Annotated in this window: 22 protein-coding genes; 8 read left to right on the top strand and 14 right to left on the bottom strand. The window is 59.9% G+C overall.

Annotated features, from left to right (window positions below):
• Positions 1-5: 5 nt before the first annotated feature.
• From nanR to BFP70_RS09185, 7 genes are all read right to left on the bottom strand, one after another.
• Positions 6-725 (bottom strand): transcriptional regulator NanR, encoded by a 720-nt coding sequence (gene nanR / locus BFP70_RS09215; protein WP_066011116.1) that lies wholly within the window; start codon positions 723-725, stop codon positions 6-8.
• Positions 726-787: 62 nt separating this feature from the next.
• On the bottom strand, positions 788-2,542 hold the full coding sequence (locus tag BFP70_RS09210) for a hypothetical protein (RefSeq protein WP_066011114.1): 1,755 nt from the start codon (positions 2,540-2,542) through the stop codon (positions 788-790).
• Positions 2,539-3,561: a Gfo/Idh/MocA family protein gene (locus BFP70_RS09205; RefSeq protein ID WP_066011112.1), complete on the bottom strand. Its 1,023-nt coding sequence runs from the start codon at positions 3,559-3,561 to the stop codon at positions 2,539-2,541. The genes BFP70_RS09210 and BFP70_RS09205 overlap by 4 nt, the downstream gene beginning before the upstream one ends.
• A gap of 11 nt (positions 3,562-3,572) precedes the next feature.
• Complete coding sequence (locus tag BFP70_RS09200) at positions 3,573-4,637, bottom strand: ABC transporter permease (protein ID WP_066011110.1); 1,065 nt, start codon at positions 4,635-4,637, stop codon at positions 3,573-3,575.
• Positions 4,637-6,184, bottom strand: a complete 1,548-nt coding sequence (locus BFP70_RS09195; RefSeq protein WP_066011108.1) for a sugar ABC transporter ATP-binding protein — start codon at positions 6,182-6,184, stop codon at positions 4,637-4,639. The genes BFP70_RS09200 and BFP70_RS09195 overlap by 1 nt, the downstream gene beginning before the upstream one ends.
• Entirely contained in the window at positions 6,181-6,819 is a 639-nt protein-coding gene (locus BFP70_RS09190) for a DUF2291 family protein (RefSeq protein WP_066011106.1), read from the bottom strand. Before BFP70_RS09190 ends, BFP70_RS09195 begins: the two co-directional genes overlap by 4 nt.
• 62 nt (positions 6,820-6,881) lie before the next feature.
• Complete coding sequence (locus BFP70_RS09185; RefSeq protein ID WP_066011105.1) at positions 6,882-7,835, bottom strand: D-ribose ABC transporter substrate-binding protein; 954 nt, start codon at positions 7,833-7,835, stop codon at positions 6,882-6,884.
• 135 nt (positions 7,836-7,970) lie between these two features.
• On the opposite strand from BFP70_RS09185, the gene oiaX reads away from it, so the two are divergent.
• The 5 genes from oiaX to BFP70_RS09160 all read left to right on the top strand — a co-directional run bounded on the left by oiaX (position 7,971) and on the right by BFP70_RS09160 (position 13,162).
• On the top strand, positions 7,971-9,236 hold the full coding sequence (gene oiaX / locus BFP70_RS09180) for a 3-oxo-isoapionate-4-phosphate decarboxylase OiaX (protein ID WP_141693152.1): 1,266 nt from the start codon (positions 7,971-7,973) through the stop codon (positions 9,234-9,236).
• A 210-nt stretch (positions 9,237-9,446) separates the two neighbouring features.
• Positions 9,447-10,274 carry a phosphogluconate dehydrogenase C-terminal domain-containing protein gene (locus tag BFP70_RS09175; protein ID WP_066011101.1) on the top strand — a complete coding sequence of 276 codons (828 nt, stop codon included), beginning with the start codon at positions 9,447-9,449 and terminating at the stop codon, positions 10,272-10,274.
• A gap of 77 nt (positions 10,275-10,351) precedes the next feature.
• On the top strand, positions 10,352-11,326 hold the full coding sequence (locus BFP70_RS09170) for a TRAP transporter substrate-binding protein (protein ID WP_066011100.1): 975 nt from the start codon (positions 10,352-10,354) through the stop codon (positions 11,324-11,326).
• Positions 11,327-11,408: 82 nt separating this feature from the next.
• Entirely contained in the window at positions 11,409-11,885 is a 477-nt protein-coding gene (locus tag BFP70_RS09165) for a TRAP transporter small permease (protein ID WP_066011097.1), read from the top strand.
• Complete coding sequence (locus BFP70_RS09160) at positions 11,882-13,162, top strand: TRAP transporter large permease (RefSeq protein WP_066011095.1); 1,281 nt, start codon at positions 11,882-11,884, stop codon at positions 13,160-13,162. The genes BFP70_RS09165 and BFP70_RS09160 overlap by 4 nt, the downstream gene beginning before the upstream one ends.
• Positions 13,163-13,293: 131 nt before the next feature.
• Here BFP70_RS09160 and BFP70_RS09155 read toward each other — a convergent pair whose 3' ends face one another.
• Genes BFP70_RS09155 through BFP70_RS09145 form a run of 3 tightly spaced genes read right to left on the bottom strand, consistent with a single transcriptional unit; the run spans position 13,294 to position 14,304 of the window.
• Entirely contained in the window at positions 13,294-13,485 is a 192-nt protein-coding gene (locus BFP70_RS09155) for a hypothetical protein (RefSeq protein WP_066011093.1), read from the bottom strand.
• Positions 13,478-14,083, bottom strand: a complete 606-nt coding sequence (locus tag BFP70_RS09150; protein WP_176715535.1) for a substrate-binding domain-containing protein — start codon at positions 14,081-14,083, stop codon at positions 13,478-13,480. The genes BFP70_RS09155 and BFP70_RS09150 overlap by 8 nt, the downstream gene beginning before the upstream one ends.
• A 32-nt stretch (positions 14,084-14,115) precedes the next feature.
• Entirely contained in the window at positions 14,116-14,304 is a 189-nt protein-coding gene (locus BFP70_RS09145) for a LacI family DNA-binding transcriptional regulator (protein WP_066011086.1), read from the bottom strand.
• Between the two features lie 345 nt (positions 14,305-14,649).
• Between BFP70_RS09145 and BFP70_RS09135 the strand changes: the two genes are divergently transcribed.
• From BFP70_RS09135 to BFP70_RS09125, 3 genes are read left to right on the top strand one after another with little or no spacing between them, the layout of a single operon-like run.
• Positions 14,650-15,372, top strand: coding sequence for a gluconate 2-dehydrogenase subunit 3 family protein (locus BFP70_RS09135; protein WP_066011080.1), 723 nt, complete (start codon positions 14,650-14,652; stop codon positions 15,370-15,372).
• 17 nt (positions 15,373-15,389) lie between these two features.
• Entirely contained in the window at positions 15,390-17,174 is a 1,785-nt protein-coding gene (locus tag BFP70_RS09130) for a GMC family oxidoreductase (RefSeq protein ID WP_066011078.1), read from the top strand.
• 3 nt (positions 17,175-17,177) lie between these two features.
• Complete coding sequence (locus BFP70_RS09125) at positions 17,178-18,512, top strand: cytochrome c (RefSeq protein WP_066011076.1); 1,335 nt, start codon at positions 17,178-17,180, stop codon at positions 18,510-18,512.
• Positions 18,513-18,706: 194 nt separating this feature from the next.
• Here the strand turns inward: BFP70_RS09125 and BFP70_RS09120 are convergent, their stop codons facing one another.
• The 4 genes from BFP70_RS09120 to BFP70_RS09105 are packed head-to-tail and all read right to left on the bottom strand — an operon-like array spanning position 18,707 to position 23,088.
• Positions 18,707-20,104, bottom strand: coding sequence for a YncE family protein (locus BFP70_RS09120; protein ID WP_066011074.1), 1,398 nt, complete (start codon positions 20,102-20,104; stop codon positions 18,707-18,709).
• Between the two features lie 19 nt (positions 20,105-20,123).
• Complete coding sequence (locus BFP70_RS09115) at positions 20,124-21,398, bottom strand: NADPH cytochrome P450 oxidoreductase family protein (RefSeq protein WP_066011072.1); 1,275 nt, start codon at positions 21,396-21,398, stop codon at positions 20,124-20,126.
• Entirely contained in the window at positions 21,386-22,459 is a 1,074-nt protein-coding gene (locus tag BFP70_RS09110) for an FAD:protein FMN transferase (RefSeq protein WP_066011068.1), read from the bottom strand. The genes BFP70_RS09115 and BFP70_RS09110 overlap by 13 nt, the downstream gene beginning before the upstream one ends.
• Positions 22,456-23,088, bottom strand: a complete 633-nt coding sequence (locus BFP70_RS09105; RefSeq protein ID WP_176715534.1) for a PepSY-associated TM helix domain-containing protein — start codon at positions 23,086-23,088, stop codon at positions 22,456-22,458. The genes BFP70_RS09110 and BFP70_RS09105 overlap by 4 nt, the downstream gene beginning before the upstream one ends.
• Positions 23,089-23,093 lie beyond the last annotated feature (5 nt).

Below are 23,093 nucleotides of genomic sequence, written 5' to 3'. Positions count from 1 at the left end.
CCAGATCAGGGTTGTTCAAAGGATTGCCGCGAACGTTCCAGATGGCGGCGCATTTCGTCGGCGGCGGCATCGGCATCGCCGCGTTCCACATAGTCAAGGATCTGCGCATGTTCGGCCAGGGTGACCTCTTCTGCGTCGCGGCGGTGTAACAGGCTGGAATGATATTCAAAAATCCAACCCAGCATCGCATTGGACACCGATGTAATGATCGGGTTCGCGCTGAGGGAGGCCAATTTGCGATGAAACGCCATATCGGCGGCGATGAATTGTTCAGGGTTTCCCAGCTCTGCGCGTTGGCGGGTGATCATATCGCGCAGCTCGGCAATATCATCGGGGCCGGCGGCATGGGCCGCATTGCGCACCATACCAATTTCAAACATTTGTCGGGCATGTTTCAGGTGGTCCAACGTGGCAGGCGCAGTGTTCAGCCACAGGCGCGCCAGCTCATCGCTTTGATGCAAGACGGTATTGGCGTCGATCTGATTGACCTTGGAGCGTTCACCGTGGTTGATCGTGATCAGCCCACTGTTATGCAGCGATTGCAAAGCCTCGCGCACGGCAGGGCGGCCCACGCCAAACCGATCCATCAGCGCCCGTTCGGAGGGCATATAATCACCCGGCCGCAGCTCCCCCGAGCGGATCATCTCATGCAGACGTTCCAACACCTGATCAGACAGCTTGCGCCGGACGATCTTACCGTCGGTTTCTGGCGTCTGGCGGTTCATGGGCGGTCTCTCCTGATCGGCATGGTCACTTAAATGATCTTTACGCATATCCGCCGGGTTATTCAAATGCCGGGAATGTCGCAACCATAGGGGCGCAGCCCGGCCTGTGGATTGGGCGTCAGGTTGGCGCGGAACCGTGCATCAGCCAAAGTCAGATGGGCAATACCCCCGCGCAGGCTGGCATGGGTGACGGGCTGCCCCGCATGCGCTGCCAAAGCGTGTAAAACCTGCACCAGGGGGCTGGTATCCGCGACGATGCCGCGCGGGCCAAATACCTCGGCCGGGGTCCATACGGCAACACCATGTGCGGCCAGCTGCGTGGCCAGACCCAGGGCATAGGCCGCGCCGAAATCGCTGTGATGGCGCGGATCGTCATCGGTCAGGCAGATGCGGCGACGGTCTGGGTTGGGCAGGGTGCGCGTGCCATAGGGGTTGTGGCGCATCGCAAGGCTGCACGGCCCGATCCGATAGGCCCGGTCTGATGCGATTGCCTGCGCGGATCTTGTGATATGGGGCAGGGTTTCCAATGTCTCCATCACGGAAAGGTCATCGGCGGCATGCACAATGGGGCACAGCCCGTGGGTGACAAAGTCCAGATCGTCAAGCGGTGGGCGTTTGCGGTTCAGCTCGGGGAAGAATGTGGACATGCCACCGCCAATCGGATTGCTGGCAAAGACCTGACGCGCTGCCCGATAGACCTGTGCCAAGGGCGGACAGGCAGGCCAATCCGATCCCGGCGGCGTAGAGATACGATCCACAGCCGGGCAAGGAAAGACAGAGGCCGGGGTAAACCCTGCCTCTTGCATCGTGTGGGCATATGCGCGCAGATCCGGCAATGGTGATAGTGGCCCGGTGAAGGCGCAGATCAGCTCCAGATCATAGGCATATCCGGGTGCGCAGGCCTGTAGCGTGGCGAAATCGCGCATCTGCTGCGCGACCGTTACGCCACTGGTATCGGCTGCACCGGCATCCACATGGCACAACAGACGCTGCGGTCCGGCGCGTGCCAAAACCGATGGATCATGGCACAGTCGCTGTGCATCCTGCGCGGTGATCAACAGCGCGGTTTGGGCAAAGCCTGCGCCCCTATGGGGCGTGGGTTGGGCCTGCGATGGCGACGTGGGCCGGGGCGTAGGTGTCGCATGTGCGTAGGCGGGCGTGCCACTGGTCCGATGCCAGCGAATATCGACCGTTTGTGCGGCAATATCACCGGCGGGCAATTCATAGGGCCACGGCAGATCCAGCGACCTGTTATAGGTCTTGAACGAGGCATCGCCCCATTGCCGCTGATCCTCCATTTCAAACGTATCACCGCGAAAGGCACAGTGAAGCGCCAGCCCATCGGCCTGATAGGTCAGATCCGCGATATCGGTAAAGGGCCGCCACGGATCGATCAACCATGGGAATTCTGCGTTGGTCTGGGTGCCATTTCCATGGGTCACACGGGCGGGCGCCCCGGCCACGCCTGCAATAGGGTGCAAGACGGTGAACCCGGCGCGATTGGTCAGGAACGCCGCACTGGCCATGGGGCGGGCCTGCATCTGTAAATGCCCATCGCACAGATGCAGCCGCACAGGCACGGTCAGAACCGCCCCTTCGTGCATGAACCGCAATGTCAGTGTCACGGTTAACGTCGATTGCGTGTCTTCGCGCTGCACCGGACCGACCTGCGCGGCAATGGTGCCCCAATCGCGGTCGCGCACCAGAAAACTGATCTGGCGAATGATCTCTTGATCGCCCAGTCGCAAATGACGCAGCGCCCCATCTTGCAGCGTGAAAGACAGGTTGTTCAGGCGGTATAGGGTCGATCCGGTCACAGGCTGTCAATGGCAACGCAGCGCCCCTCTTGTGCCGACAAATAGGCCGCTTCGACCAAGGCGAATGTTTTCAGATTGTCCTGCGCACAGGTTTCAGGTGCTTGGCCTGCCCGCAGCGCATCGACAAAATGCTGCTGGATCAGCGCCACGCTTTCTTGAATATTGTGCCACGGAGCCTGTGCCCAAGGCAGGCAGGGGGGCGACAGATCCTCTTGCCGAGTCTGGCCCGCCTGACACAGTGTCAGCCGATATCCGGCATCCAGCCGCAGACTGCCGTGCGTGCCGTCGATTTCCAACAAGGTTTCGGGGAATGTCTCGGGCTGGCGGCGCGTGGCATAGGAACAATCGACCACGCTTGTTGCCCCGCCGTTATGGGTCAGCAGCATGGTTGCAACATCCTCGCCGCGAATGGCGGGGTTGATATGGTGCGTTGTGGCGCTGATCTGTGTCACATCGCCAAACAGCGCACGGGCGACATCCAGAATATGTATGCCCAGATCCTCGATGATAAAGCGCGTGCCCTTTGCCAGATAGGGTTGACCGGAAAACACATCATAGCCCGACCGAAAGGATACGCGGCCAAAAAACGGCGCGCCAATCGCATTGCTGCGCACAAGGTCGATGACCCGGCGCAAGGCCGATTGCCAGCGAAAGTTTTCGTGTATCATCAATACTTTGCCTGTGGCGGCTACGGCCTGTTCCATTGCGCGGGCATCTGCCAGGCTGGGCGCAAAGGGCTTTTGGCAGATCACATGCACCCCGGCGCGTGCGGCCAGTTCCACAAGGGCGCGATGGCTGCCCACGGTGGTGGCGATGTCGACGAAATCGAACTCACCCTGCGCCAGCATCTGCGCTGCATCGCCGTAGCGCCGGTCAATTCCGAACATCTCGCCCATCTCGTGCAGGCGGGTAGGGTCACTGTCACAGATCGCGGTGATCTGTGCCCCATTAATCGCGTTCCAAGCGTGCATTTGGTTGCGGGCAAAAAAACCGCAGCCGATCAAAGCGCCCTGTAACATAGCTTTCCCCCTTATTTGCCAATCGCGGCCTGCGCCTGCAGCGCCACACGCGCCTGCACTTTTTGTTGTGCCTGGTCGATCACCACAGCGGCAATGATCACGATACCTTTGATCACGGTTTGCCAGAAGGCTGAAACGCCCATCATCACCAACCCATCCGACAGCACCCCAATCACAAAGGCACCGATGATCGTGCCGCCGATCCGGCCACGCCCGCCCGACATGGATGTCCCGCCCAGCACAGCTGCGGCAATCGCGTTCAGCTCAAACGTGTCGCCCGTCGCCGGGTGTGACGCCACAAGCTGCGATGAGATGATGATCCCCACCAAAGCCGCGCAAAAGCCGGAAAACATATAGACAAAGAATTTCACCCGCGTGACCTTCACCCCAGACAGGCTGGCAGCGCGTTCATTGCCCCCCACCGCATAGATGAACCGGCCTAAAGGTGTGCGCTTGGCGATATAGGCGGCGGCCAACCCCACCACGATCAGCATCCAGATAGAAATCGGGATGCCCAGCAGATTGCCCGACCCGATCAGCCGAAAGCTGGCAGAGCCATAATCGGCATTGCCGGTCAGGTTCGGAAAGGTCTCCCCCTCGCTGGACAACAGCGCCGCGCCGCGTGCGATGTATAATGTGCCCAAGGTGGCGATAAAGGGGGCGACGTTCAGCTTGGTGATCAGCGTGGCATTCAGCGCGCCGATGGCAATGCCCACACATGACACGATCAGGCAAATTTCCAGCGTTAAAAACTGGATCGACCAGCCCAGGCCCAGATCAATCCCATTCAGCAGCAGATACCCCGCCACCATGCCGCATAGCCCCACAATAGAGCCGACAGACAGATCAATTCCGCCCGATACGATAACAAAGGTCATGCCAATCGCCAGAAACGCATTCAGTGCGACATGTTTTGACATGATCACCATATTGGCCGCAGACAGGAAATTCGGCGCAAAAATGGAAAAGAATACAAAGACAAGGATCAGCGCGATGAATGTCCGCGCCTTCAGCAGCATCAAAAGCGCATTGGAGGGATCGGCAGCGGCGGATCCATTTGCGGTTGCATCGGTCATCAGGCGCTTTCCTTTTGTGTCGCGGCGGCAGAGCCATGGCCGATGGCCGAGGCGGTAATTAACGCAGTGTCGCTGGCGGTTTGTGCGGTGAATTCGCCGGTGATACGCCCGTCGGACATCACCAATATACGGTCGGACAGGCCCAGCACCTCTTCTAGGTCAGAGGTGACAAACACAATGCCAAGCCCCTGCGCGGCCAGATGGCGCATCACGCGGAACACCTCGGCCTTGGCGCCGATGTCGATCCCGCGGGACGGTTCATCCATCAACAGCACTTTGGGCTGGGTCATCAGCGCCTTGGCGATCACCACCTTTTGTTGATTGCCACCTGACAATGACGCCACCGGATGTTCCGGCGAGGCGATCTTGATCACCATCTGTTTGACGAAATCGCGCACCCGCCGCTGTTCGGCGCGCAGATCCATATGCACGCGCCCCCGCGTTACATCGGATAATGAGCTAAGCGTCATATTCTCGCGGATGGACAGATCCTGAATAATGCCATCTTGTTTACGATCTTCAGGGATCAGCGCCAATCCGGCGGCAATTCGATCGGCCACAACGGGGCGGCCCATATCCTGACCATCCACTGTGACTGTGCCAGAACAGTATCTGTGCCGCCCTATAATCGTCTCCAGTAGTTCGGTGCGGCCCGCGCCCATCAGGCCGTAAATGCCCAAAACCTCGCCTTTGCGCAGGGTGAAGGACACGCCGTCGACGGCGAAGCCGCCCGCGCCATCGGCCAGACGCATATCGCGCACGGCCAATACATCCGTGCCGAAGGGATGGGCCACCTGTTTGGCGAAATCCTTTGAACTATCCCCGATCATGTTGCGCACGATCCAGGCGATATCGACCCCATCCATCGACCGCGCGCCGGTGATCGCGCCATCACGCAGCACGGTGATATAATCGCCCACCCGGATCAGCTCTTCCAACCGGTGAGAGATATAGACGATGCCAACGCCGTCGGCCTTCAGCTCTGCAATCACCCGGAACAAGATCTCCACCTCTGCGGCAGACAGGGCAGAGGTGGGTTCATCAAGGATCAAGATACGGGCATCGCGCGCCAGGCTTTTGGCGATTTCCACAATCTGCTGTTGCCCAACCTTCAGATCCCCGACCAGCGTGTCTGGATCAATATCATGTTCCAGCCGCATCATCAGCGCCCGTGTCAGCCGGCGCTGTTCTGTGGCATCAATATCCATGCCAAGCCGGGTCTTTTCATGCGCGATGAAGATATTCTCCGCCACCGTCATATTGGGAAATAGATTGAGCTCTTGAAACACGATGCCAATGCCATGTGCCTCGGCCTCTTTGGTAGAGCCCAGCCGGACAGGCTGTCCGTTGATCTCTACCCGGCCTGCGGTCAATTGCTCCACCCCGGAGATCACCTTCATCATGGTGGATTTTCCCGCGCCGTTTTCGCCCACCAGCACATTCACCGCACCCATATGCAGATCGAAATCCACGGATTTTAGCGCGATCGTGCCGGGATAAACCTTGGTGCCTGCGCGGATCGACAGGCCAATCGGATGGGCGGTCATGGCGCCACCTGCAGCAACAGCGGCACGGCCAATGGCGGCTCATCAGCGCTGCGCAGTCCGAAAACGGCGGTGACGGTCACGCGCTGACCGATCAGATCGGCGGGCAGTTCGGGCATGTCCGCCGCAGCCCGGTCATTGAGCGCGCGCCCCAGCTTGGCAAATTCGATCTGATCACGAAAATCGGTGAAGGTGATAAAGGGCATCGCATCGCGGATGGCAGTGCCCCGGATCATCGGACCAGGTTGCAGTGACAGATCGGCAGTGCCATCGCCATCCATATCCAGATCAATCCGGCGCGCGCGGCTGTCCAGCGTGGCCTGGGTGACGGTGCCATCGCCATGCACCGCAAAATACCATTGTCCGCCAAGCGGTTCCGGGCGCAGGCCAAAGGCAGCACCGGCCTGTGGTAACCCCTGATCCAGCGCGGTTTTCAGCGATGTCCAATCGGTCTGGCCCTTGGCCACGGTGGGCAACAGGCGCGGTGCCCATGCGTCCTTTACCCATGTGGCCATGCGCTGTTCATCTGTTTGATTTGCTGCGGCCAGGGCGGCCGGATCGGGATCGGGGACAATTTTACAGCCCGCAACGGGCCCTGCGGCACCCAAAAGGGCCGCGATTATAAAAGCTGAACGCATGGGATATTTCCGGCTGGTTTGGAATGACCCGCCACGGTCTGGCGGCGGGGCATATGCAGGGATCAGGCGCTTTCTTGCAGCGCGAATGTTTCCAGCTGCGCGGCATTGTCGGCGGTGATCAATACGCAATCCATAAGCTGCTTTTCCTCAACCCCGGTGGTGCCGGTTTGCAAGTAGTGATCGGCCTGTTCCACCGCCAGCTGGGCCTGACGATAGGCCGGTTGCAACACGGTCGCCTTAATCCCGCCCTTCAGGATGGAATCGCGCACATCATTGGATCCGTCAAAGCCCACAACGATCACATCGGACCGGCCAGCCGCCTCTAATGCGGCCCATGCGCCCATTGCCATTGTGTCATTGCCACAGATCACGCCCTTAATATCGGGCTGCGCCTGCAAGATCGTCTCCATTTTGCTATAGGCTTCGGTCTGGGACCAATTTGCCGATTGCTGCGCAACCATTTCCAGATCGGGGAATTGGTCGATTACATCATGATATCCCGCCGAACGGATGCCGGCATTTGTATCTGCCTCGCGTCCCAACAGTTCGACATAGGGGCCTTTTTCCTGCATCTGGGCCACGAATTCCTCGCCACCCAGCTGCGCGCCCTGATAGTTATTGGACACGATCTGGCTGATTGCGATGCCGCTTGTTTTGATCTCGCGGTCGATCAGGAAGGATGGGATTCCCGCATCCAAGGCGCGCTGCACCGGGGCCACCGTGGCATCCGCACCGGCATTATCACAGATGATCGCACTGGCACCGCGCGCGATAGCGGTATCGAACATTTCGGATTGTTTGTTGGGATCATCATCATGGACCAGTATCAAACTTTCATATCCCAATTCTTCGGCGCGGGCTTGTGCGCCTACGGCCTCGGCTTTGAAGAACGGGTTGTCATGGCTGGGCGTGATGATCGCGATCAGCCCTTTGCCCTGCGCATTGGCGCTGCGTATTTGCGGCAGCACAGCCGTGACGGAAAGCCCGGCCACGAACAGTCGACGTGTCAATTGCATTGGTTTTCTCCTCCACTCATCAGCCCGATCCGCAATACGGATGGCTCCTCACTGATGCTGCCTTAGCCTGTGGCATGGTTAGTATGTTGTCAACAGGTATGATCACTACTACAGCTTAGGTGAGAGGAGAAACCCATGACCCAAGCCATGATTCGCGTCACCTATCGTGTGGAAACTGCGGGGGATCCGCGCGCTTTGGCAGAAAAGATTGCCTCGGATCAATCCACGGGCACTTTTACCGAACTGCCCGGTGAAACCCCGGCGCTGCGGGCGCGATTTGCCGCCCAGGTAGAGCAGATCACGCCCTTGTCCGATTCGGCCAGCCCGGGATTTCCCAGCGATGACCCCGGCCCGTTTCATCGCGCCGATGTCACCATCGCCTATCCGATGGAGGCGATCGGAACCGATATTGCCGCGCTGATGACGGTGACGGTCGGCGGCGTCTATGCCGTGCGCGGGCTGACGGGCATCCGGGTGATGGATTTCGATTTTCCACCGGATTGGGCCTGCCATCCTGGGCCGCAATTCGGAATTGCAGGGTCGCGGCAATTGATGGGGGCGCCCAAGGGGCCGATGATCGCGTCGATCATCAAACCGTCGCTGGGGCTGACCGCGCAAGAGACGGCGGATGTTGTGCGCAGCCTGTGTGAGGCCGGCGTGGATTTCATCAAGGATGATGAAAAGATGATGGGCCCCAGCTATGCGCCGCTGACAGCGCGGGCGGATGCGATCTTGCCTGTGATCGAAGCGCATTACCAAAACACCGGCAAACGGGTGATGTATGCGTTTGGCATTTCGGCCGCCGATCCAGATGTGATGATGCGCAACCATGATTATGTCGCAGATCGGGGTGGGTTGGGCGCGGTGATCAATATCAATTCCATTGGATATGGTGGCATGAGCTTTCTGCGCAAACGATCACGGCTGTGTTTGCATGCCCATCGCAATGGCTGGGATATTCTGACCCGTCATCCCGCGCTGGGGATGGAGTTCCGGGCCTATCAGAAGATTTGGCGGCTGCTGGGCGTGGATCAATTTCAGATCAATGGGTTGCAGGCAAAATATTGGGAGCCAGATGAGAGCTTCCTGTCCAGCTTTGCCGCGATGCGCCGGCCGATCTTTTCGTCCGCGGATATGGCGCTGCCGGTGGTGTGTTCGGGCCAATGGGGCGGGCAGGCGGTGCAAACCTATAAGCGGACCGGAGGCACACTGGATCTGATGTATCTGGGCGGTGGCGGCATCCATGGCCACCCGATGGGGCCGGGCGCGGGTGTCCGTGCGATTCGTCAGGCCTGGCAGGCCGCGCAGGCGGGGCTGAGCCTGCGGCAGATGGCCGCCGATCATCCAGAGCTGGCCGCGTCGCTGGACAAATGGGGCACGCCAGAGCTGATCGACGCCTAAACCGAGCCGGTTTACGCCACCGCCAGACCCCGCTGATCCATCCGGTCAGCGGGATGGTTTTGCCTGCGGATTTTGGCACCGAACCGCAGGCCAATTTCCTGCCAAACACAGCGCGAAGCCGCTTGACAACGGTTGCTTAACACGGCGTATGATCATGTCATCATACCAGTTGTGAACCCGATCCAGGATCACTAAGGAGGAGACTATATCATGACCGCAATCGCCCTATTTGGCGCAGGTGGAAAGATGGGCGTGCGCCTGTCATTGAACCTGAAAAAGACCGATTTCGATATTCGCCATGTCGAAGTCAGCGATATCGGCGTTCAGCGCCTGAAAGATGAGGTCGGTGCCGCCCCACAAGGTGCTGATCAGGCGATTACCGGGGCGGATGTCGTGATTTTGGCGGTGCCAGACACTGTTATTGGCAAGGTCGCAGCGGCTGTTGTGCCAAAGCTTGCGCCGGGAACCATGGTGGTGATCTTGGACGCTGCAGCACCGTTCGCCGGGCATCTGCCCGCGCGCGATGACATCACCTATTTCGTAACACACCCCTGCCACCCGCCGATTTTCAACGACGAAACCACCCAAGCCGGCCGGCGCGATTATTTTGGCGGTGTGGCGGCGCAACAAGGCGTGGTGAACGCGTTGATGCAAGGCCCGGAAGAGCATTATGCACTTGGCGAGTCCATCGCCCGCGCGATCTATGCCCCGGTTGCGCGCAGCTACCGCGTGACGGTTGAGCAGATGGCGCTGCTGGAACCCGGATTGTCAGAAACCGTCTGTGCATCATTGCTGGTGGTGATGCGCGAAGCGATGGATGAGGTCGTCGCGCGGGGCGTCAGCCATGATTGCGCCCGTGATTTCTTATTGGGCCATATGAATATTCTGGGCGCAGTGATCTTTGATCAGGTGCAAGGACAGTTTTCCGACGCCTGTAACAAGGCGATTGAATTCGGCAAACCCGCCTTGATGCGCGACGATTGGAAAAATGTTTTCCGCCCGGAAGAGATCGAAGCCTCGATCCAGCGGATCACCTGATTTCACCCAATCCGCGCGTTTGCAACGGGGAGGTTGCGCCCGCGGCACAAGTTTCAACATGTTTGGGAGGACATGATATGACGACGATGACTCGGTGTTTTGCAATTCTGATCGCCACCACAGCCCTGGCGCTGCCGGTGGCGGCCAAAACCATGAACCTGGCCTTTACCCCGCCCAGCGACTCGCATTACGGCGATGCGGGGCGGGCGTTCAAAGACACACTGGAAACCCTGTCGGGCGGCGATATTGAAATTGCGCTGAAACCCTCTGGTGCACTGGGCGGCGAGCGCGATGTGATTGAGGGGCTACAGATCGGCACGATTGAATTTACGATCTCGTCCACAGGGCCAATCGGGAATTTCGTCCCCGAGGTCTATGCGCTGGATTTCCCCTTCCTTTTCAATGATTACGAATCCGCACATGCGGTTTTGGACGGGGATATCGGGCAAGAAATACTGGCCAAATTTTCACAGGCTGGATTGGTCGGTCTGGCTTGGTCAGAGAACGGGTTCCGCCATATCACCAATTCCGTCCATGCGGTTGAAACGCCTGAAGATTTGGCAGGGTTGAAGATCCGCACGATGGAGAATGAGGTTCATATCGCGGCCTTCAAAGCCACCGGCGCGGCCCCCACACCAATGAGCTGGACCGAGGTTCTGACCTCATTACAGCAGGGCACGATTGATGGGCAGGAAAACCCGGTGCCGATCATCACGGCCAATAACATGTGGGAAATTCAGAAATATGTGACACTGACCGGCCATGTATATTCGCCCGCAGCGGTGGTGATGTCGCAGATCCATTGGGACGCGTTGTCGGCGCAAGAACAAGATTGGGTGCGCACGGCCGCCACGGCCGCAGCCAAAGCCGCCCGCGCCACCGTTGCTGCCAATGAAACCGCAGGTGTGGAGGCGATGAAGGCCCATGGAATGGCGGTGGTCGAAACCGTTGATAAAGCGGCCTTCGCCAAGGCGGTGCAGCCCGCCTATGATCAATATGCGGATCGCTACAGCCCCGAGCTGATCGACCGCATTCGCATGGCACAACAGTAATCACGCCTGGGCGGGGCAGGGGGCGGTCGCTGTGCTGGCCCCCAATGCGCCCCGATAACCCGGGTAAAGCGGAGGTCTGACAATGACGATCCTATCGCGGGGCGCTGAGGCCATCGTGCGGCTGGCGCATAATCTGTCGGCGCTATTGCTGGCTTTGGCCGTTGTGCTGGTCTTTGTGCAGGTCATCACCCGGTTCATTCTGGGCGATGCCGCCGTGTGGTCCGAGGTGCTGGCGCGCGGCCTGGTCATCTGGTCCACATTTTTGGCCGCTGCCGCAGGGTTCCGATTGGGCGCGATGATCCCGATTGATTTCTTACGCTCGTTGTTAACGGCGCGGTGGCAGGTTTGGGTGATCCGGCTGGTTACGGTTCTGACGCTGATCTTTCTGGGCGTGTTGCTGTGGTATGGCGTGGCGATGGCCCAACGCGTGCAGATGCAGCGTGTTGCGATGCTGAATGTGCCGATGTCGGTATTTTACTATGCCCTGCCGGTTGGGGCGGCGATGGCGGTCCCCGGTGTTTTGCTACGCCATTTTGGAACAGAGGGACCCGAAACATGAACGCAGCCCTTGTCCTGAGCCTGATCGTGCTGTTTGGCCTGTCGGTTCCCGTGGCCATTTCTATCGGATTGGCGGCGGTGATCTCGATTAAGGCTTTTTCCAACCTGCCGTTGCTGGTCGTGCCGCAGAAAATGTTCACCGGCCTTGACAGTTTCCCATTGATGGCCGTGCCGTTTTTCATCCTGGCCGGGGTGTTGATGACCCATGGCGGGATTTCCAATCGCCTCGTTGAATTCGTGAAATCCATCATCGGGGGGATGCGCGGCGGGCTGGCCTGTTCTTGTGTGATCACATGTATGATCTTTGCGGCCATTTCGGGGTCATCGGTGGCGACAACATTTGCCATCGGCTCTATTTTGATCCCGGCTATGGTGCGCCACGGTTATCCGGTGGCGATGGCCAGTGCGATACAGGCGTCTTCGGCCGAGCTGGGCGTGATCATTCCGCCCTCGGTTCCGTTAATCCTTTACGCAGTGTCAACCGAGACATCGATCACGCAGCTGTTCATGGGGGGGTTGGTGCCGGGGCTGATGATTGCTGCGGGTTTGGTGGTAATGGTGCAAATCTGGTGCCGTGTGCGCGGCGTGGGCGACCATGATGGCGCGGATAGGCGCCCGCTGTGGCCCGCGTTTCGACAGGCATTTTGGGCGTTGATGATGCCGGTAATCATCATCGGCGGGATCTATGGCGGGGTGTTTACACCGACCGAGGCTGCGGCCGTGTCTGTCATCTATGCGTTGGTGCTGGGGCTGTTTGTGTATAAAGAGCTGGGCTGGTCCGATCTGCCCCGGCTGTTTCGGGATGCGACCGTCTCATCTGGGGTGGTGATGTTGGTCATCGCTGCCGCATCGTTGTTCAGCTTTTTGATCAGCCTGTCGGGCCTGCCCGATGCGGTGGGCGATTGGGCCAGGGATACGTTCCATTCACGGCTGACCTTTTTGTTGGGGATCAATATATTGCTGCTGATTGTGGGGATGTTTATCGAAACCTCTGCCGCGATTTTGGTGCTGGCCCCGATTTTGACGCCCGTCGCCATCGCCTTTGGCATTGATCCGGTGCATTTTGGCATAGTGATCGTGGTGAACCTGGCTTTGGGGATGTTCACGCCGCCGCTGGGGGTCAATTTGTTTGCCGCCGCCGCAGTGGCGCGGATACCGGTGCAACAGATTTTTCCCGCATTGGTTTGGCCGATTGTCACGGTGATTTTGGGTCTGCTGGCGATCACCTATGTGCCGGTGATCAGCCTTGGCCTTGTGCGGCTGACATTGGGGCAATAGGCCCGTGTCCGTGTCAAGGTATCGGCCCTGCGCATCCGCGCCCCATCAGCGCGTCGTTTCCATCCAGGGCAGACGGGCCATATGGTTCAGCCCCGCGCAATGTTGCCGCGATCATGGCTGTGTGCGGGGTGTTACAGGTTTTCTTTCAGCAAAATGCGAAAGGGGATGGTGGTTGAAACGGGTGCAGGCTGTGCCGGGCGCAGCGACAGCGTGATCATAGCCTGTAACAGATCGGGCACGCTTTCTTGGCTGGGATGGGCCAAGATTGCCTCTAATGTGCCATTTGCCAAAGCCCGGCGTACCTTTGGCGTGGTCTCAATCAATCGCGACGACCAATGGTTTTGGCCCCCTGTGGCGTTCCAGTGCGCCAAGCACGCCGTCAATGCCGCCGCCACTTACAAACACACCCGTGATGGCAGGGGTTTGCGCCAACAGGCCTTGGGTCAGATCAAAGGCGGTTGCGTCATCTTCATTGCAAAAAAACGTGGGCAACACGCTGGCCTGCGCCTTCTCACTGCTGATATAGCTTCGAAACCCCGCATCGGCCGTTTGCTGACAGCGAAACATGTCATGCCCGCTGATGACCGCGTAGCGGGGCGCAGGCAACATGTGCCGATCCATGAACCATCCCGCACAGCGCCCGATCTGCCAATCATTCACCCCGATCGACCCCGCCAGCGCCGGCGAGGAGACATCTGATAGCAGCGCAATCACCGGGACATTACGCGTGCGCAGCTCATCAATGGCTTGATTGATAATGGGATGATCAATCATCACCGCAGCAATTGCATGACAGGTTTTCGCCAGCGTATGTAGCGCCGCAGCAATCTGGTGGGGATCCACCGGCGAGACGTGATGGATAACGCTTTCCGCCGCGATTTTGCGGATTAGCGATACCTCGTCTTGCAGGCGCTGTGTCAATTGCGCGTAAAATTGTCGTTCTTGCACACGGATCAAAAATCCAAAGCGTTTGCGCGGGGTGGACCCGCCCAGCCGATCGCATAGAAATCAATCCGTTCAGCATTGTTCAAAACATGTTCAATCGTCGAGGTTTTGACCGTTCCGCGCCCGCTGATGATCCGTTCAATCGTTGAAACGCTGACACCGGATTCACGGGCCAGATCTGACACTGTACTGCGCATTATGCGCCTCTTTTTCGGTGGTAAGTTCGCGCCCGTCTTACACCCAGCTTCCGGGCGATGGAACCGCGTGAGCATGCGCAGCCCTTGTGCAACTCACGCGCAGACCGTCATCAAAAACCGTCATGGTGACCCCTTCGCACATGGCCGCGGTCTTGGGTTCGTTTGGGCGGTTGCGGCCCTGGGTGCTCCGCCATATCGCACAAGATATCACGGGCGGTGCAATTTGCCCGCCCCGGATGTTTTTGGCTGTCATGGCGTGACGTTGGGCGGTTTTTCGCGCGCGGTTCCCGATCGTTTCCACGATGACGGGACCAGCGCCTTGACATCATGCAGGAGAAATTTGTCATGAACCGCAGAGAAGCCCTTTTCTCTTTGGGTGCTATGGTGGCGTCGACAGGGGTTGCCGCCAGCGCCAAAGAGATGAAGGGATATCCAACCCATACGGCGCTAAGCGCTGATCACCTTCCCAAGCCCCGTATGGGCGGCGCGCTGCGCGTTTTCACCGATGAAACGGACCGCAAGACGCTGCATGCGGTTATCGATCGGCTGATCCCGGCAGATGCGTATGGCCCATCGGCCAGCGAGGCCGGCTGTCTGGAATTTATCGACGATCAGCTGGCGGGTGATTACGGCGCAGGCACGGCGTTGTATCTGCAAAAACCACTGCATCCTGAAAATGAAGAAGCGATCATGGGGGCGCCACAATTCTTAAGCACCCCGCGCGAACGCTATGACAGCGGGCTAAAGGCGCTGGAGGCCTATGCGCAGGCGACATGGGGGGGCGCGTTTCACGCGCTGTCGCCCGACCAGATCGACGAGATTTTGACCGGCCTAGAGGCGGGCACGATTGACCTTGGCGCAGGCGTCAATGGTCAGGCGTTCTTTGAACTGATGCTGCAAAACACCCGAGAGGGCTATCTGGCGGATCCGATCTATGGCGGAAATCGCGATATGGCGGGGTGGAAAATGATCGGCTTTCCTGGCGCGCGCTATGATTACCGTCCCTATGTGGAACGCCGCGGCGAGGCGCTGAACCTGTCGCCCGTGTCCCTGATCCCTAACGACTGATCCCGAAGGAGAGAACAATGGCGAATACACGCCCCAAGGCGGATGTCGTGATCGTGGGTCTTGGCTGGGCAGGCTCGGTCATGGCCGAGGAGCTGACCCGCGCTGGCCTGAATGTGCTGGCCATCGAACGTGGCGCATGGCGCGATACATCGACCGATTTCCCACCTGCTGTGGACCCAGATGAGCTGCGCTGGCACACTCGGCGCAAGCTGCTGCAGCCCATGAGCGTGGAAACCACCACATTTCGCAACCGCAGCGGCCAAACCGCCGCCCCTGTGCGCAATTGGTCGGCCTATCAATTCGGCTGGAATGTCGGCGGTGCAGGCACCCATTGGGCCGGAATGTCATGGCGCTTTACCCCTTGGGATTTTGAGGTGGCAAGCCAAACCGCTGACCGCTATGGCGCAAGCCGCCTTGCAGGGCTGCGCGACGATGGGCTGTTGTTGCAAGACTGGGGCGTCACCTATCAGGAGATGGAGGCCGATTACGACCGTTTTGAACGGATCGCGGGCACCTCTGGCAAGGCCGGTTATCTGAACGGTGAAAAGGTTCCCGGCGGCAATGTCTTTGAGGGGATGCGCAAGCGCGAATACCCGACCCCGCCGTTGAAAGACACCCATTGGATGTCGATCTATCGCGAAACCACGCAGTCTATGGGCTATAACCCGTTCACCATCCCGGCGGGCAATATTTCGCAAGCCTATGTGAACCCGCTTGGCGTCACGATGGGGCCGTGCACCTATTGTGGTTTTTGCGATTTCCACGGCTGTGGGAATTTCTCAAAATCTTCGCCTCAGGCCTGTGTGTTGCCTGCGTTGATGCGGCGCCCCAATTTCACCGTTCTGACGGAAACAGAGGTTCTGCATGCGGTCAAACATGAAGATGGCAAGACCGTCACCGGGGTGAATTGCGTCACCCGCGACGGCGAGACCTTCTTCCAGCCCGCAGATATCGTCTGCATCACCGCCTATCAGATGGACAATGTCCGGCTGATGCTATTGTCGCAAATCGGGGAGCAATATGACCCTGCGACGATGCGCGGCACGATCGGTCGCAACTATAATTATCAAACCTGTGCTTCGGTGTCAGGCTTCTTTTCAGGGGCCAAGATGAATCCGTTCATCGGCGGTGGCGCGCTGGGGGTGCAGATCGACGATTTCAACGGCGATAATTTCGATCACAGCGATTTGGATTTCATCGGCGGCGCAGGGATCATGGGGTATTCCACCAATGGTCGTCCAATCCAGAACATGAACGGTTTGCGCCCGGGCCACAAACGCTGGGGCAGTGATTGGAAACAGGCCTATGCCCGTGATTATCAAGAGGCCGCGAATATTTTTGTTCAAGGAACCTCTATGCCCACGCGCGGCGCCTATCTGTCCCTGGACCCAAATTACAAAGACCGTCATGGCCAGCCCCTTCTAAGCCTGACCTTTGACTGGAACGAGAATGACCGCAAAATGGCCGCCTGGACGACCCAGAAAGCTACGCAGACCATGCAAGAGGCCGGAGGCGAGGCAATCAGCAGCGACAATCAGGCCGCTGAAAGCTGGAACCCGTATAAGCAGCATTCCTCTCATACAATCGCCGGTTTGGAAATGGGGGCCGATCCCACGACATCGGCGTTGAATCCCTATTTGCAAAGCTGGGATTGCCACAATGTCTTTTCGGTCGGGGCGTCGGCCTTCCCCAACAATGGTGGCTATAACCCGACGCTGACGGTTGGGGCGCTGGCCATCCGCGCCGCGCGTGCCATTCATCAGACTTATGTCAATAATCCCGGCCCATTGGTGGAGGCATAACAGATGTCAGCCATTCAACATATTGCGTTTCGTATCACCGCTGGCGTGGTTGTTCTGGCCCTGATCGGGGGCGGGGGCTGGGCGTGGAAAACGCTTAATACCTCCCGGTCTGCGGTGGCCGATGATCAGGTCACGCTGGCCGAATTCACCACCGATGATGAGGACGCAATCGCGCGGGGAAATTACATCATGCGGCTGGGCGATTGCGCCGCCTGTCACACCCGTGATGCAGGCGAATTTGCCGGCGGCTATCAGGTCGGGACACCGTTCGGGACCTTGGTCAGCTCTAATATCACGCCCGACCCCGATACCGGGATCGGCACCATGACCGAACGTGATTTTTTCAACGCGATGCGTCATGGGCAGGGATCAAAGGGGATGCTATATCCTGCGATGCCCTACACTGATTATGCCAAATTGACCGATCAGGACATGCATGATCTGTGGGCCTATATGTCGACGCTGACACCGATCAGCCATAATGTCGATGAAGATGCGGGCATGTCCTTCCCGTTTAATATTCGTCTGGCAATGGCGGGTTGGAACGCATTGTTTTTCGACAATAGCGGCTTTACCCCCGATGATACGCAGTCCCCCCAATGGAACCGCGGCGCCTATATCGTCGAGGGGCCGGGACATTGTTCCGCCTGTCATACGCCGCGCAATGCATTGGGCGGCGAGATCGCATCGCGCCATATGCAAGGCGCGGTGGTGGATGGCTGGTTTGCGCCGGAAATCACCTCTAACCCGCATGTCGGTTTGGGTGACACCCCAACAGAAGATGTGGCGCGCTATCTGAAAACCGGGTCAGATGGGGTGGCCTTTGCCGCCGGTCCCATGGCCGAAGCGGTCGAGGATTCCACCCAATATATGACACAGGACGACCTGCTGGCCGTGGCGCAATATCTGAAATCTTTGCCCGGATCGCCTGCGGTGGCACCCGCACCAATTCCTGCCAGCGATACGGCGATGCAAGCGGCAGCGCAAAGCTATGAGGTCAACTGTTCGGCCTGTCATGGGCTGTCGGGGGAAGGGATCAAGGCGCTGGCGCCCGGCTTTGCGGGCAATCATGCCTTGTTAAGTGAGAATGCCACCAACCCGATCCGCGCAGTGCTGGTAGGGGCGCGTGCCGCCCATAGCCATATGTTGCCAACCGGGGCGGGGATGCCGTCTTTCGCATGGAAGATGGATGATCAAGATATTGCAGATGTGTTGAATTATATCCGCAATTCTTGGGGCAATGCGGCGGAACCGATTGGGGCCGCGCAGGTGAGCGAGGCACGCGCCACTTTGGGGGCGCGCGACAAAATCATCTGGTCGGAGGCGCCGTCGCGCTGATCCACGCGCTGCATGACACATCCGCCAAGGCAGTGCAGGCCACCACCATGTGGCCCATTGCCTTGGCGATTGTCCCATAAGCCATTCTTTTCTTAAAGCCGGTGCTAAGCGCGCAGTGGCCCATGCCCGGCCACATGCTCCGCGCGCGGGGGGTTGGGGGGACGCGCCTGCGCCCCCACCCGCTGGCATAGGGATTATTTCGCGCGGATGACCGTGATGCGGTCGCCGGTGGCGTCTTGTGCGCCGCGCGATTTATTGGTGGTATAGAGCGCGCCATCTGGCCCGATGGCGACATCATTGGGCAGGCTTCCAATATCAAGCACCGCGACAATCTTGCCTTCGGCATCCACGCCTGTCAGCGTCCCGGCCCCGCGATTGGCCACCCAGGCACGCCCGTTTGTATCGTCATATACCACGCTAAGCGCACCGGCACCCACGGGCACATTATACAAGACATTGGTATCGGCTGGGTCAATAATCGCCAGATTATCAGACCCTTGTCCGGCGACAAACAGCCGCCCGTCGCCATAGGCAATGCCGGTCGCATGGATCATATCGGGCACTGCGAAAACCTGCGTGACCTCGCCCAAAGTGGTGTCGATCACCGCGACTTCGCTTGTGGCGCGGCTAGAGACAAAGATCCGCCCGCCCGTGGCATCCAAGGCCATATTCATCACATAGAAATCTTCGCCGCGCAGCGTCGAGTCAATTTCGATGATCTTCACAGGTTCCAACGTCTGCGCATCAAATACATAGACTTTGGCCGTCGCGGATGAGGTCACATAGACGCGGCCATTGGCCTCATCCACCAGAACCTCACGGCTGTGATATACCTCATCTTGAGGGAATTGCTTGATCAGGGACAGGTCATTGCTGTCGTAAACCGCAAGGCTGTTGGCGGGGGTGTTCGTCACCCAGACCCGGTCGCGGCTGTCGTCCAGACCAATACCAAACACACCCACAGGACCATCGGCAAACCGTCCGCCCTTGCCCGATTTCAACGCGGCGGTGAACGGGGCGGGATCGGTGCGCGCCAGCACCTGCAATGTGGTCGGGTCCAGCTTCATCAGCGCGGATTGTGGCGGGGTAAACGCCGATGCGGTGACAAAGACCGCGCCGGATTTCGCGCTGTAATCCAGCTGATACAGCCCCGCGACGGGCGATGTCACCGCCATCTGGTCAAAGCGATCACCGCCTTGCAGCGCCACCACAGGGGACACTTTCAGATCCAAAATCTGTGTCGCATCAGGCGTCTGGCCCAGCATCACAACCGGGTGCATGCCCACAGCCGCATCATCGGGCAGCGACAGTTCAAACGCCACCGCGCCTTGCGCATCCACCAGCAACGGCGTTTGCGTCAACACCTGTGTGCCACGTTGCAACACGATGCTTTGGCCCGGCGTATAGCCGCTGCCGCGCAGGCTGACGCGGCTGCCCGGAAAGATCGGCGCGCCATCGTCGGTGGACGATATCTGCATCCGCCCGGTGAAATCGGTCGGCGGTGCAAAGGCAGTTTGTGCCGCGATGAAAGATGGCACAAACGCCAGCGTGGCGGCAAGTGTGGTGCATTTCAGGTAAGACGATATCAGCATGGGCTGTCCTTTCATGATGTCAGTAAAGGTCGGTCAGGATCGCGTCCGCCGCACCCGGCGGCAGGATCTGTGTCAGCGTGTTCAAAATGGCCTGACCGGGGGCGCGTCCACCGCCGATCAAGATCGTGGCCCCATCGGTGCAAAAGCTGCGCAAGGCGTCGGTCTCTTGCAGCAACCAGTCGGGCAAACGGCGCGGCGGGTTCGCGCGTGACAAGACGGTGTCCACGCGCAGCTGCCCGGCTTGGGGCAGCGCCAAATGGGGGATCATTGGGGCGTGGCGCTCGGCATGGATCAGCCAAACGGGCGCGCGGCTTTGGGTCAGATGCGCGCGCAGCGGACCAGTAACGGCGGCCAGCCCGGTGCCGGTGGCAATCAGCAACAAGGGGCGATCCCTGCGCCGCGCATGTGCCAGCGCCCTGTCATGCCCCCCGGCGCGCAGGCGCAGCGCCAGCCGCCCCCCGATGGGCAGGCCCCGCGTCAACCAATCACAGGCAAATCCCGGATGACCCTGCGCATCGCGGCGATGGCGGATCAGCAGCTCTATCTCACCGCTTTGCATCAGCGACGCAACAGAGTAGCTGCGCTGCGCCGGCGTGCCATCAGGCATGTGCAGATCCAGATCCAAAATCGCGCCCGGCGACCATGTTACTGCCGGTGGTGGGTCGATCACCAAGCGATAGACCGCGTCCAGATCGCATGGCGGGCTGATCCGTTCGCGGTGCCGCAATGTCGCGGTATTGGCGCTGGCTGCTGTGGTGGCTGTGGTGGCCATTTGCCAGCGGGCAATATCGGCAGGTGCGCCGCGATCGACCTCGATGCGTGGAAAGGTCGGGCGCGCACCGCAGCCCGTCAGCCAATGATCCAATTGCCGGCCAAAGCCGCAAAACCGGGGGTAGCCACTGTCACCCAACGCCAGCATCGCATAGTGCAGATGGCGCAGATCGGTGTCAGGGCCGTCCGTTTGCACCGCGCGGGCAAAGGCGCGGGCATTTTCGGGCGCATCACCATCACCATCGGTGGACACGATGAACCACGCCCGGCGCAGGCGCGTCAGACATTGCGGCGTGACCTGCCCCAAAGGCAGGGCGCTTAGCCCGTGCGCCATGGCAAGCTCTTGCGCCAGCCGCGCGGCCAACCCCCCCTTTGATGCATACAGCACCAGCTGATCGGCCTGCAGCGTATCGCCCGGCGCCCGCGCATACCGCCCCCTTGCGCGCCAAACGATCACCGTCCAGCCCAGCACGATCAGCCCGGCCAGCACAAGGCGCGCCGGGCTAAGGATCAACAGATCCATCCGCTGTCCTCCTGCCATGCGTCCAGACCGATCAGATGGCGCGTCACGTCGCCACCGGGTTGGCGCATCAATATCACTGCCGACAGATCATTATCGGCGGCGGCGCGCAGCACCGTATCCGCAGGCATTGCCATCAAGGCGCTTGCCCAGGCATCGGCCAGCGCGGCGTTGGGATGGGCCACATGAACCGCCGTCACAGCCCCCGTGCATGGCCGTCCGGTGTCGGGATCAAGCGTATGTGACCAGCCGCCATCCAATGGGCCACAGCGCCGCACCCAATCACCTGATCCGGCCAATGCGCCGTGATGCAGCCCCACACGCATGGCCGTCATATCTGCACCGGGCGGAGCGTCCAGCGCGATCCACCACGGTTGGGCCTCGGGGGACAGGCCATGGGCCGCGACCTCTCCTCCGATGGTGATAAGATGCACGTGCAACCCGGCCGCTGTCAGCATTGCGCTGGCGCGGTCCACGGCCCAGCCCTTGGCCATGCCGCCGAAATCCAGCCACAGCCCGCCGGGTTGCCACAGACACCCATCGTCGCGGATGCGCAATTGGTGCCGGCCCGATGCCGCGCGCGCCTGCGCGAGTGCGCCGCGTGCCGGCGGATGGGTGACGCGACCAGAGGGGCCAAAGCCCCACAGATCGTTCAACCGGCCCAGGCTTGGATCAAAGCGGCCCTGACTTGCGTCGCAGATCGCGATGGCGCGGCGCAACAGTGCCAGCACATCGCCGGGCACCTGATGCCATCCCCGCGCGGCATGGTTAAAGCGTGACAATGCACTGTCGCGCCGCCAGGGGCTGAACAGGGCAATCGTGTCGTGACAGGCTTGTGCGACGATCGGCGCCGGGTCGGGCAGATACGGCGCACCCCAGACATGCACCCGCCAAAAGCTGCCCATGGTTTGACCGCGCGCCGTTGCGCGTGTCATACCGCTTTGGGCCATATCACGCGGTATGCTGGGATCAATTAACACCAGCGGCGCGGCATGCGCAGCGGAAAAGGTTGTTGCATCACAGGGGGACAACCCCGCCGCGCGATAGCGCGTTGGCGCGGTCATAGATGCACACATAGCACGATCAAAACACCGGGCAGGGCGATGCCGCCCAGTGTCATCGGCCATGTCGCAGGCCGGGCCGAAGCATGCGCGATCAACAGCCCCAAGCCACTGAACCCGAACAACAGAACACAGACCGCCAAAGCATCGATAATCAAGGACCAGATTGCGCCACTGTCGCGGCCTTTGTGCAAATCCATCGCCACGGCCAACCAGCCATTTCGGGTCTGCTCAACCTCAACCTGACCGGTGTTGCGATCCATCACAACCAGCCCATTGCCGCCGGGGCGGGGCAGATCAATCCAGATTTCGGTGCCGATATACTCTGCCATCCGTCCGGCCACTGACAGTTCCGCCGTGTGCTGCAACCATTGGGCCAGCGCGGTCGGCAGCGGGCCGGTGCCCGTGGTCGGCGCAGCCGCCACGGCGGACATCACATCCGCCGGCACCGTCAGCATCTGCTGGGCGCGCGTGGTGTTGGCAGGCACCCAGCCAGGATGGTTCAACAAGATCCCCGTCAGCGCAAAGAAGATCAGGATCGACAGGCTGGCCGCCCCCGTCAGCCAATGCCACGCATGCAGGTGGTGCAGCCACCACCCGCGGCTGCCGCGTGGATGTGAATGATCCGCCACGCCCC

It is taken from the genome of Thioclava sp. SK-1 (assembly GCF_001705665.1).
Lineage (GTDB): Bacteria > Pseudomonadota > Alphaproteobacteria > Rhodobacterales > Rhodobacteraceae > Thioclava.
This window is presented reverse-complemented; position numbering and strand designations above follow the sequence as displayed.